Raw genomic sequence first — 12210 nt, forward strand, 5'->3', positions numbered from 1 at the left:
GTCAAATGCATTAGTAAAAACTATTTAAGAAGTGTGATTAAATTGCTAATTTTAAGCGGTCGTGATACGTTGATGTTAATAAGCAGATGAAAGAAGATGACACTGACATGGAAGATTACACACCATTATTGCAACCTATCACGCTACCTAACGGCGTACAATTGAACAACCGTTTCGTGTTGTCACCAATGACGACAAATTCATCGACGCATGATGGACATATTACTCAAGAAGATTTGCGCTATGCTGAAAGACGGGCGGGATCAGCTGGACTTCAAGTGACTGGTGCTGCTTATATTGAACCTTATGGTCAGCTCTTTGAGTATGGTTTTAATATTTCAGATGATACATGTATTCCTGGGTTGAAAAAGCTAGCCCAAGTCATGAAACAAGATGGCAATAAAGCGATTATTCAATTGGCACATGCAGGACGTTTTTCCAATCAAGCGATTCGAAATTTTGGTGAAGTATATGGACCTAGCCCGATGTCACTGCATTCTCCAACACCTCATAAAGTAATAGAAATGTCTCAAGAGAAGATTAAAGATGTGATTCAACAATATGCTGATGCTACATCTCGTGCTATTCAAGCAGGCTTTGATGGTGTAGAAATATCAGTTGCACAACGTCTATTAATACAAACGTTTTTTTCTACTTTTTCAAATCAACGACATGATGACTATGGGGTAGATTCCTTAGAAAACCGTGCGCGTTTTGGATTACAAGTCATGCAAGCTGTTCAAAATGTGATTGATCAACAAGCACCTGCTGATTTTATTCTTGGCTATAGGGCTACACCTGAGGAAACACGTGGAAGTGATCTAGGGTATACCATTGATGAATTTAATCAACACTTAGACTGGGTCATGGATGTTGCCAATATTCACTATTTAGCTATTGCTAGTTGGGGGCGACACATCTATCAAAATACAAGCCGTACACCAGGGCAACACTTTGGAAAACGTGTCAATCAAGTTGTATATGATCATTTGAGTGGGCGTTTACCTATGATTGCGAGTGGTGGAATTAACTCGGTAGAAAGTGCATTAGATGCGATGCGACAAGCAGATATGGTGGGTATGTCGTCACCGTTTGTCACAGAACCTGACTTTGTGACAAAACTTGCAGCAGGGCAGCCTGAATGTATTGATTTACACATCACTCAAGATGATTTAGAGGAATTAGCTATTCCGCATGCAGCTTTTAAAGATATTGTGAAAATGATGGATTATGGTGAAGGATTAGCTTTGAAAACAAGAGATGAACTACGTAAATTAGAACAAAATTATGACGATTAACAATAAGGAGCGGGGCAGAGTTCTTTGTGAATTCGTAGTCCCGCTCCCTATATTGTTATGGTGTATCTACAATTGATGCTTGAGCCATCGCTGTGCCAAAGTCACCGTATTGATGTGTAGTGGCTAATTGTTTAAAAGCCTCTTCAATGAGTGAATCAAATTTATGCAATCTAAACTCCTTATCTTGTACCATTGTTAAAATGTCAGGATATGTTTTGAAAAGATATTCAATAGTGAGATCTAAATCTTCAGAAAAAGAATCGAATGTTTCGATAGCTACGTTAATAAATGGTGTCAATTGTCCACGCACATTTAATAATCGTTCGATATCAGCATCATATTTAGCCAATAAGTCTTCTGATAATTCTAATTCTTCTACATGCATTGAACTATCTAATGCATAAAATAGTTGGTAGGCATGACGGCCTTCGATAAAGTGTAAGTGATTATCATTAGTACTTGTTTCACCATAACGTGCTTGATTTTTAATCATTTTTGTAATATGTAATTTAATTAAAACGATTGTTGCTTCTTTAATATGAGCGATATCTTTACGATTTTGACCTTGCAGTTGTTCTTTAATTTGTGCTTCCAATTCATCGTGTATTTGAGGCATCAAATTTAGACGCGCTTGTAATACATCAGTAGTTAATATATCTGCGGACATCTTCGTCACTCCAATTTCTATCTAAAATTAATCTTATATATAATTATCGCATAAAAAAGACTTTTTTGGGGAGAGAAATAATCAGTTTCTTTTTTTGAGTGTTTAAAAATATGAAGATTTACAATGAACAATAAGAATTAGTGGATGTTTGAGGGCAACAACGATAATTGTTTTCTGTTAAGATAGCGACATTGATTGTGAAAGATGATACGTGGGAGGCTATTATGGCATCATTAGATGGGCTGCCATGGGTACTTCGAATATTTAAATCAGATTATGGTGCTGAGGCAACACCTGAAACATAACAAGCTTATTGGCAGCCACAACAAATCCAATTATTAGATATCGCATTTTCAATAGCCATTGCTATGGTGCTTGTAGCGACATCATGCACTTTATCAGATTAGATTCAAGATATAGTGCCTAAATCTAATTCAATCTTGACGACTGTAGCCTTTTTTGCAGATCAATACCTATACTAACAACATTGACCAGTTTGAGACTATGAACGATATATTGGCAGTAGTTGATTGGATTGAAAATATGCTTATACCAAGCTTTTTTCAATCCAAGTCAACTTGCCGAGGCAGGACTAGGAATTCATAATGAGTTCAGTTCTGCTCCCTTTATGCTATTTCTTTTTATTTATATTGTTTGTAGAATCATGTTGTTTATCTTGTTGATCTTCACGTTCTTCTAAGCTAATCGTGTAATCTTTATCATCATTAATATATGTCATGGCAAAGTGTTTCGTATGCTCTCTGCGTAATGCACGCATTAAAGAAAAAATCATTAACAGCAAAATAATAGAAAAAGGCAAACCAGTAACGACGGCTGCAGATTGTAAACTTGTTAAACCCCCGGCAATCGTCATAGCAACCGATATAGCACCGATTAATAAACCCCAAATAACTTTATGTTTAACTTTTGGATTTTCTTTACCACCTGTGGCCATGCTAGCAACGATATGTGTGGTGGAATCCGCACTAGTAACGATGAAGATAAAGATTAAGGTAATGGCTAGGGCACTAGTGATGTCGCTAATCGGGAACTTAGACAGTAACTCAAATAATGCTACAGTATAATCTTTATCGACTACATTAGCAATCGGATCACCGCCAAGTGCTATTTTTAATGCTGTCCCGCCAAAGCCAGCTATCCATGAAAATGAAATTAAAGGTGGCACGAGCAGAACCCCTACGACAAATTCGCGGATTGTGCGCCCACGAGAAACACGAGCCACGAAACCACCAATAAATGGGGACCAAGAAATAACCCAGGCCCAATAAAAGACGGTCCATTTTTGCACCCAAGAATTATCCCCTTGATACGGATTAATACGGAGACTATATTCAACAAAATGCGTGATATAATCGCCAATCGCAAGCGTATAAGATTCTACAATAAATTTTAAATCACCAAATATAAGCATAAAGATAAGTAACAGTGCGCCTAACCCAATGTTGATATTGCTCAACCATTTTACGCCTCTATTTAAGCCGGTTAAAGCAGAGCCTAAGAAGATACACACCATTAAAATTGTAATTCCTATCTTAGTTACATTTGTATTTGGAATATGGAATACATAGTTAAGGCCGCCACTAATCTGTAAAATTCCAAGACCAATTGAGGTTGCAATACCCATGACAGTGGCAATAATAGCTAAAATATCAATAATATTGCGAAATGGACGTTTATAAGCTTCACCAAAGACAGGTTCCATTGCGGTGGAAATGAGTCCGTTGCGTTTTTTTCTAAATTGAAAGAATGCTACTATTAAACCGGCAATCGCAAATATAGACCATTGAGAGATTCCCCAATGAAAGAACGTATATCCCATAGCTAGCCGTGCAGATGATGCAGATTCACTGGTAATCTTCCCAGGAAAAGGTGAATGTAAATAGTGCGTCAATGGTTCGGCTACACCCCAAAAGACAATACCAACACCTAAGCCAGCAGAAAATAGCATACCAATCCATGAAATAGTGGAAAATTCAGGCGCTTCATCATTATCTCCCAGCTTGAAGCGACCATAACGTGAAACAGCGAGGGAAATCAAAAAGACGTCGAGAATAAAGATAATTAGTAAAAATAGCCAGCCAAACGAATTAGTCAAAAAATTATAAATTGCTTGTGCCCGTGATCCAAATGCTTTTGGAAATAAGCCGGCAATTGCAGTGATGATTAAAATGATAAGTACGGAAAATGCATAAACAAAATTGTTATTTTTCTTCCTTTTGTCAGACATGGAGCTGTTTAGTCATCCCTTTGTTTAAATTTATTGTCGTTAAAAGTATAACCATAAGTTTTAAAATAATTCAAAAATTTATGGATTTTAACTACAAATGCTGTGGTGAAAAAAGTAACACAATCATATATGGACAATGGTGAAACATCTAATAATGAAAAGATTTTTCATTTTTCAAGAAGCATGGGAGAGCAGAGTCTGAAATGATATAATAAAGGCGTTATAAGACAATCATTATACACAGAAAAGAAGGGATCGTATGTCTAAATATGCGCTAATTAACGGGAAGATTTACACAGAACAGCAAGTGATTGAGCATGGATATGTTGTGATTAATGATGGACGTATTGAGCAAATCGCATCAGGTAAATATGATGGTATGTTAGAAACGGTTGATGCACAAGGTCAGCACGTCCTACCAGGATTTATTGATATTCACATTCATGGGGGATATGGTGCTGATGCCATGGATGCATCATATGAAGGGTTAAAACATTTAGCTGAAAATTTATTGTCAGAAGGAACGACAAGTTTCTTAGCAACTACAATGACACAGTCTGATGAAAATATCATTAAAGCTTTAGCTAATATTGCTAAGTATCATCAAGAACAACAACAAGGAACTGCAGCAGAAATTGTGGGAATACATTTAGAAGGGCCATTTATTTCAGAACATAAAGTGGGAGCACAAAATCCACAATATGTGCAACGACCTTCCGTGGATAAAATTCAACAATTTCAACAAAGTGCGCAAGGTTTAATTAAAGTGATCACCTTTGCACCGGAAGTGGAAGGTGCACAAGAGACATTAGCTGCACTACATCATGATATTATTTTCTCAATAGGTCATACTGTTGCGGATTTTGATCAAACGAATGAGGCAGTCACATGTGGTGCGAAACATATTACACACTTATACAATGCAGCGACAGGCTTTGAGCATCGCAAGCCAGGAGTTTTCGGCGCAGCATGGACCAATTCAGGATTAAATACGGAAGTGATTGTTGATGGTATTCATTCACATCCAACAGCGGTTAAACTTGCGTATCAACTCAAAGGACATGAACATTTCTATCTTATTACTGATGCCATGCGTGCTAAAGGCATGTCTGATGGAGAATACGACCTAGGCGGTCAAAATGTTATCGTTAAAGGGTCAGAAGCGCGTCTAGCATCAGGATCTTTAGCTGGAAGTATTTTGAAAATGAATGATGGACTGAAAAATGTGATGACCTTTACTGGACAAGGACTAGACCAAGTGTGGCGCGTAGCCAGTTTAAATCAGGCAATCGCGTTAAAAATTGATGATCAAAAGGGTAGTATAGCAGTAGGTAAAGACGCTGACTTAGTTATTGTTGATGATGATATTCAAGTATTAACAACAATCAAAGCAGGTTGTATGCATCGATACCGTTCACTTGGGGAATAGATAAATTAAGACCATAATAAAAAAATTTAGGAGGCGTATTATATGCAAAGTAATTATAGATTTCCTAATGCTATCTTTTTCTTTAATATGCTGTTATTAGCTGCAACATTAGCGATTATAGCTTTGGCGATTGTCAACTTTATCTCTAATAGCATCATAACTAAAGCAGGCGTTGTCTTTGAGATGGCCTGGCAAGAAACTGAAATTATTTTTGTATCAGCATGTGGTATCTGTATTCTTATTAGTTTAATAGCACTATTTATCTTAAAATTATTTGAATATAAATAAGTCAAATATCAAACCGGAATATAAAGCCATTCTATGTAGAAACGTTAACTACACAGAATGGCTTTTATAGTATGTTATTTAGTGTATTTTGGTCAACTAAATGTTTAATGATTGATAAAGCGCGTTATCAACAATCACATCTACACGTTCATGTTGATGTAAAATAGACGCAGGTAAATCTTCAGTAATATGTCCATCTATCAATCTTTGTAGGGCATCATGTTTCTTGTCACCAAACGCTAATAGTATAATACGTTTCGCGCGTGTGATGTTATCTAGACCCATAGATATGGCTTGTTTAGGAACATCTGCTAACTTAGAGAAATGCACACTATTAGCTTGAATCGTGGATGTCGTCAAATTAACGACGCGGGTGTGACTATCAAAAGGTGTTCCTGGCTCATTAAAGCCAATGTGCCCATTTTGACCAATGCCTAACAGTTGAATATCACGTTGACCAACCGATTGTAATAATGTTTCATAGCGCAATGCTTCGCTTTCAAGATTGTCTGCCGCACCATTTGGGATATGGATGAACGCTTTATTCCAGCCAGAATAGTTGTCAAATAAGCGTTCATGCATATAGTGATGATAACTGTGCTCATGATGTGCGTCTAAACCAACATACTCATCGAGGTTAAATGTGTGCACTTGAGAGACATCTATGTGATTTAAATCTAATAAATCAGTGAAATATGGATAAACGCTTGTCATCGTAGCTCCTGTTGCTAAACCTAATATTGCGTCAGGTTTATCTTGGAGTAATTTAATTAATTCTATAGCGACGTAGCGACTAGCTGTTTGCTGGTCTCCAAGATTTAAAATTCTCATATTTGAAACACCTCCAATGACATTCAATTTTAAAATAAATGTGTAAATTAATCTTCAGCTATCGCTTTAATAAAGCGTTCGGTAATTTGTTTTGGTCGAGAGATTGCACCGCCAACGACAGTACAATAAACGCCTAAATCACTCACTTGTTTATACATTTCTGGTGTGATGACATTGCCTTCAGCTATAACTTTGGCTGAAACTGAATTCAGTACATCCTTTAAAAAAGCAAAGTCATTTTCGTATAAAATATGGCCTTTAGTATATGAGGTATAGCCTCTTAATGTTGTGCCAATATAATCAAATCCTAACTTATCTGCTTGCTGAGCTTCGTCTAATGTCGAAATATCTGCCATAATTTCTACGTTTGGTGCATGTTGTCGAATATAGTCAACTAATTCTGACAGCGTTTCTTTTGGGCGAGTTTGTTTCGTCGCATCTAACGCAATAACGTCACAGCCACTAGCGATCAATTCATCGACTTCCTTAGACGTTGCGGTAATAAAGACATCCGAATTGACATAATCTCGTTTAACAATACCAATAACTGGTAAATTGACTTCGCGCTTTATCGCGAGTATATCTTCTTTAGTGTTGGCTCTGATGCCAACTGCGCCTCCTTGATAAGCGGCTAAAGCCATCTTAGACATAATAAATGATGAATGTAATGGTTCATCAGGTAAAGCTTGGCAAGAAACAATTAATCCTTGTGGTAACATGTTAAACACTCCAATTACTTTTGTTTAATTTGTAAAAGATAGGTCTAGAATGATTGGTTAATATCATCATATCATTAAGAAATTTTTTATCAATTTAAATTTAACTTTTGAAAAAGATTTTCAAATAGTCTACACTCAAGTTAATACGAATAAAGGACTGAGGATGATGAAATTTGATAATAGAGTACAACGTAGTCGGCACATACTAACAAAAATGGATCGCAAAATTGTCACATTTATTCAAGAACAAGAATTAGATGATCGCTTTTCTACTATTAATTCTCTTGCTTATGCCATTGGTACGTCTCCGGCCACTATTACACGTTTCAGTAATAAGTTAGGCTATGATAACTTTCAAGATATGAAATTTAGTGTACAACATGAAAAATCTGAAAAAATAGTCGAAAATGCGCCACTAGTACAACAAATTCACCGTTATCACCAACGTATTATACAACAGACAGGGGAATTTATTTCTGAGGAAAAGATTAAACGCTTTGCGCATAATTTAAAAACAAGACGTCAAATTAACTATGCTGGTTTAGGTAGTTCTGGGTTAACAGCCAGCGAATTTTATTATCGAACGATGCGTATGGGCTTAAAAGGAATGGTGTCCACAGATGCGCATCAGATGAAAATATCGGCGTCCTTATTGTCAGCGCAAGATATGTTTGTTGCTATTTCTAATAGTGGAGAGACGATAGAATTAATTGAAGCAGCAGCGATTGCACATGATCAAGGCGCATATGTTGCGGTTATAACGAATTATGAAGGTAGTAGTATTACTGAAAAGGCAGACTTAGTACTGATTACTACGGATCAATCTCGAATTAATGATTCTCAATTTATTAATACGCAAATTGCCACTTTCTTTTTAATGGATATTGTCAGTTATCTCCTATTAAACGATCCCCATATGAATCAACTTTATCAGCATACACGACAGACAATATTAGGTAAATAGTGATTATAAGCTAAAGATTGGTACATCATTACTAGAACCAATTGATAAGGGAGCGGGACAGAATTCATAATGAATTCGTAGTCCTGCTCCCTTTATCATTCAACAAGTGCACCATACAAAGCAGCATGGTTTTTCGTGCGTGTTGTTTGAAGTCGAGCGCCTCCGTAGCCATGGGGTAAATAGTGCTGAATATGGGGTTCGATATATTGAATAAGCCTGTCACCTTGTGAGGAAATACCACCACCAATTAAGATTAAATCTGGATCATAGATGATTTGTATTTGCGCAATTCCCTCAGCAACAGCATTTCCCCAATCATTAAGCAGTTGGACAGATTGCTTGTCGTCAGCTTCTGCAAGGTCAAAAAGTGCAGGAACGCTGATGTTTGCATCTAAGCCGTATGCTTTAATTAACGCTTTCAAAGCAGATGTTGAAGCCCGTTGCTCATAAGTTAAACCATCGCTTGAACGGTAAAGTAAGTAGCCAATTTCATTTGCGTGATAACGCGCCCCTGTATATAAGCCATGCTGTTGTGTGTAAAACGCGCCTCCAATACCAGTGCCTAATGTTAAACAGAAAATATGGCTTTCTGGATACTTATGTAATACAAGTTCTCCTAACAACGCTGCATCAACATCATTATGTACTGTAATATGATCAGACAAATCTCCCAAATGTTGTTGGAAATCAGTACCATTGTAATTTGCAATTGTAGGACCAGCGTAAATAATTGCTTTTCGTTCAGTGTCAACTACACCAGCCGTTGAAATACCAATATGTGGACGTTCTAGCTGATAATGTTGAATATACTTAGCAATTAAGTCATGAACCGTATCAATGATTAACGTTTTCTTATTATCAGGTGTTTTTATAGATTCATGTGCCAGCATATCTAAGTCCGTATTAAATACGGCAATTTTAATATTGGTACCACCAATGTCTACCGCAATTTTATACATCTATTATTCCTCCTTTATCAATTAACATTATATAAACAGTTGTTCGTAGTTAGAACAATATTTAATGTTTTGAAAATATTTTTCATAAAATTAAGACAAAAATGTTAAAACGTTTCAAAACATATTGTAACCTTATTAGAAAGCGTTTACAATTTTAATGTAAAAGTTGGGTTAATGGTTAAGTCTATTTATTATCTAAATAAACTTTGAATGAATAACAATGAAATTGGAGTGATAAACAATGGATAACAACTTGAAAGGCATATTTGCAGCGCTGCTTGTTCCATTTGATGAACAGGGACAAGTTAAAGAAGAGGGACTAAAACAAATTGCACGCAATGCCATTGAAACAGAAGGTTTAGATGGTTTATATGTAAATGGTAGTTCAGGAGAAAACTTTTTAATTAGTAAAGAACAAAAGAAACAAATTTTCAGATTAGCAAAAGAAGCGGTTGGCGATAAAGCAAAACTAATTGCTCAAGTAGGTTCATTAGATTTAAATGAAGCAATTGAATTGGGACAATATGCAACAGAATTAGGTTATGATGCATTATCAGCCGTTACGCCATTTTACTATCCATTTAGCTTTGAAGAAATTAAACAATATTATTTCGACATTATCGAGGCAACACAAAATAACATGATTATATACGCGATTCCAGACTTAACGGGTGTCAATATTAGTATTGAACAATTTGGGGAACTCTTTAATCATGACAAAGTGATTGGTGTGAAATACACAGCACCTAATTTCTTCTTACTAGAACGTATTCGTAAAGCCTTTCCAAATAAATTAATATTATCGGGATTTGATGAAATGCTTGTTCAAGCAACGGTATCCGGAGTAGATGGTGCGATAGGATCAACATATAACGTAAATGGACGTCGCGCGCGTCAAATCTTTGAATTAGCGCAACAAGGCAATGTATCAGAAGCGTATAAAATTCAACATGAAACAAACGATATTATTCAAAACGTGTTAGCGATGGGTATTTATCCAACTTTAAAAGAAATATTAAAAACGCGTGGTATCGATGGTGGTTTGCCAAAACGCCCATTTGCGCCATTCAATGAAGCGCATCGTGCCACATTAGACAACTTAATTAATAAATACAACTTGTAAAAACAAAATATTGAAAATTAAGAGGTGTTGTGAATGCAGCAAATAGGATTTGGATTTTGGAACTGGGTCGCAGTTCTACTGTATTTATTGATTATGTTAGCTGTAGGAGCTTATTTTACTAAACGTGCCAGTCAAAGCACAGATAGTTTCTTTACGGCTAGTGGTCGTTTGCCGTCTTGGGCAGTTGGCTTTTCTATTTATGCAACAACGTTAAGTGCAATTACATTTATGTCTACACCTGAAAAAGCATTTTTAACGGATTGGGCATATATTGCAGGAAACATCGCAATTGTAGCAATTATACCTATTTTAATTGCATTCTACGTACCATTTTTCAAAAAGTTAAAAGTCACGTCAGCATATGAATATTTAGAAGCGCGCTTTGGACCAAGTGTTCGCGTTATTGGCTCATTACTTTTTGTCATTTTCCATTTAGGACGTATTGCAATTGTGATTTATTTACCAACACTAGCCATTACATCTGTATCAGATATGAATCCATTTTTAGTAGCGAGCTTAGTAGGAATATTATGTATTTTATATACGTTTTTAGGTGGATTTGAAGGGGTAGTATGGAGTGACTTTATCCAAGGTGTAATTCTATTGGGTGGCGCTTTAATGATTATTTTAATTGGCGCCTTTGAAATTAAAGGTGGTTTTGGCACGATCATTCATGATGCGATTGCTAATAAAAAGATTATGAGTGCAGATAACTGGAAATGGAATTCTGCAGCAGCATCGATTCCTATTATTTTCCTGGGAAATATTTTTAATAACTTACATCAATACACAGCTAGTCAAGATGTTGTTCAACGTTATCAAGCTTCAGATTCAATGGAAGAAACGAAAAAGTCATTGTGGACAAACGGTGTATTAGCGCTTATTTCTGCACCTATTTTCTATGGTATGGGCACAATGATGTATTCATTTTATCAACATCAAGATAGCTTACCTAAGGGATTTAATACCTCTTCAGTTGTACCGTATTTCATTTTAACTGAAATGCCACCTTTTGTAGGTGGTCTATTGATTGCCGCAATTTTTGCAGCTGCGCAATCTACAATTTCATCAAGTTTGAATTCAATTTCAGCGTGTATATCAGAAGATATTAAACATCGTTTCTTTGGTAAAGGACGTGACAAGGACGAAGTTAATTTTGCACGTATCGTCATTATTATAGCTGGCTTGCTTAGTTATGGTATCTCTATGTATTTAATCGCAGCAGATTCAAATAACTTATGGGATCTCTTCTTATTAGTAACAGGTCTTTTTGGTGTACCACTTGCTGGTATCTTTGCGGTAGGTATCTTTACAAAGCGTGCAAATACATTTGGAGTGTTCGTTGGACTTATTTCAGGTGTAATCTTCGCGTATTTCTTTAATGGCATAGGTGGAGGCAATTCGCCATTTTATGTATCAATTATATCATTTATGATAGCCTTTATTTTTGGATATCTTATCAGTTTAGTTGTTCCAGCTAAATATGCAAAGGATATTACAGGATTAACAATTTATGATAAAGACAAGCCTTCAAACTATGTATCTAAAGTTGCAAATAAATAATTTTATAGCAGTAGTTTAATAAAAGATAAAAACAGTCTTGGACATGCATCTCAGAAAAATAGCGCTCAGATGAATTGAATTCAACTTATCTGAGCGCTTCTTTTTATTCAATACTTCGTAT

The 12210-nt window shown here is 36.0% G+C and carries 12 protein-coding genes; 7 read left to right on the forward strand and 5 right to left on the reverse strand.

What is annotated here, in order from left to right; translation table 11 throughout:
- Positions 1-107: 107 nt before the first annotated feature.
- Positions 108-1298, forward strand: coding sequence for an NADH-dependent flavin oxidoreductase (locus HMPREF3267_RS06325; RefSeq protein ID WP_037544317.1), 1191 nt, complete (start codon positions 108-110; stop codon positions 1296-1298).
- Positions 1299-1353: 55 nt separating this feature from the next.
- Here the strand turns inward: HMPREF3267_RS06325 and HMPREF3267_RS06330 are convergent, their stop codons facing one another.
- Positions 1354-1965: a hypothetical protein gene (locus HMPREF3267_RS06330; protein ID WP_002479015.1), complete on the reverse strand. Its 612-nt coding sequence runs from the start codon at positions 1963-1965 to the stop codon at positions 1354-1356.
- A gap of 167 nt (positions 1966-2132) precedes the next feature.
- Here HMPREF3267_RS06330 and HMPREF3267_RS12590 point away from each other — a divergent pair, with 167 nt between their 5' ends.
- Positions 2133-2270 carry a hypothetical protein gene (locus HMPREF3267_RS12590; RefSeq protein ID WP_002460704.1) on the forward strand — a complete coding sequence of 46 codons (138 nt, stop codon included), beginning with the start codon at positions 2133-2135 and terminating at the stop codon, positions 2268-2270.
- Positions 2271-2596: 326 nt separating this feature from the next.
- Here HMPREF3267_RS12590 and HMPREF3267_RS06335 read toward each other — a convergent pair whose 3' ends face one another.
- Positions 2597-4213, reverse strand: coding sequence for a BCCT family transporter (locus HMPREF3267_RS06335; RefSeq protein WP_062078229.1), 1617 nt, complete (start codon positions 4211-4213; stop codon positions 2597-2599).
- 259 nt (positions 4214-4472) lie between these two features.
- Between HMPREF3267_RS06335 and nagA the strand changes: the two genes are divergently transcribed.
- Both nagA and HMPREF3267_RS06345 read left to right on the forward strand, forming a co-directional pair.
- The gene (gene nagA, locus HMPREF3267_RS06340) at positions 4473-5642 is read left to right on the forward strand and encodes an N-acetylglucosamine-6-phosphate deacetylase (RefSeq protein ID WP_062078227.1); all 1170 of its coding nucleotides are present in this window, start codon (positions 4473-4475) and stop codon (positions 5640-5642) included.
- Positions 5643-5684: 42 nt separating this feature from the next.
- On the forward strand, positions 5685-5930 hold the full coding sequence (locus HMPREF3267_RS06345; RefSeq protein WP_002460701.1) for a hypothetical protein: 246 nt from the start codon (positions 5685-5687) through the stop codon (positions 5928-5930).
- A 96-nt stretch (positions 5931-6026) separates the two neighbouring features.
- On the opposite strand, the gene nagB is transcribed toward HMPREF3267_RS06345, so the two are convergent.
- Both nagB and HMPREF3267_RS06355 read right to left on the reverse strand, forming a co-directional pair.
- Positions 6027-6761, reverse strand: a complete 735-nt coding sequence (gene nagB, locus HMPREF3267_RS06350) for a glucosamine-6-phosphate deaminase (protein ID WP_002460700.1) — start codon at positions 6759-6761, stop codon at positions 6027-6029.
- Between the two features lie 47 nt (positions 6762-6808).
- Positions 6809-7480 carry an N-acetylmannosamine-6-phosphate 2-epimerase gene (locus HMPREF3267_RS06355; RefSeq protein ID WP_062078225.1) on the reverse strand — a complete coding sequence of 224 codons (672 nt, stop codon included), beginning with the start codon at positions 7478-7480 and terminating at the stop codon, positions 6809-6811.
- Positions 7481-7646: 166 nt separating this feature from the next.
- Between HMPREF3267_RS06355 and HMPREF3267_RS06360 the strand changes: the two genes are divergently transcribed.
- Positions 7647-8444: a MurR/RpiR family transcriptional regulator gene (locus HMPREF3267_RS06360; RefSeq protein WP_002479011.1), complete on the forward strand. Its 798-nt coding sequence runs from the start codon at positions 7647-7649 to the stop codon at positions 8442-8444.
- 95 nt (positions 8445-8539) lie between these two features.
- Here the strand turns inward: HMPREF3267_RS06360 and HMPREF3267_RS06365 are convergent, their stop codons facing one another.
- Positions 8540-9403: an ROK family protein gene (locus HMPREF3267_RS06365; protein WP_002460696.1), complete on the reverse strand. Its 864-nt coding sequence runs from the start codon at positions 9401-9403 to the stop codon at positions 8540-8542.
- Positions 9404-9644: 241 nt separating this feature from the next.
- Between HMPREF3267_RS06365 and HMPREF3267_RS06370 the strand changes: the two genes are divergently transcribed.
- On the forward strand, positions 9645-10526 hold the full coding sequence (locus tag HMPREF3267_RS06370) for an N-acetylneuraminate lyase (RefSeq protein WP_002460695.1): 882 nt from the start codon (positions 9645-9647) through the stop codon (positions 10524-10526).
- 33 nt (positions 10527-10559) lie between these two features.
- On the forward strand, positions 10560-12089 hold the full coding sequence (locus tag HMPREF3267_RS06375) for a sodium:solute symporter family protein (protein ID WP_002479010.1): 1530 nt from the start codon (positions 10560-10562) through the stop codon (positions 12087-12089).
- Positions 12090-12210 lie beyond the last annotated feature (121 nt).

Origin of the sequence: Staphylococcus sp. HMSC62D11 (assembly GCF_001839145.1) — a bacterium.
GTDB classification, from domain to species: domain Bacteria; phylum Bacillota; class Bacilli; order Staphylococcales; family Staphylococcaceae; genus Staphylococcus; species Staphylococcus lugdunensis.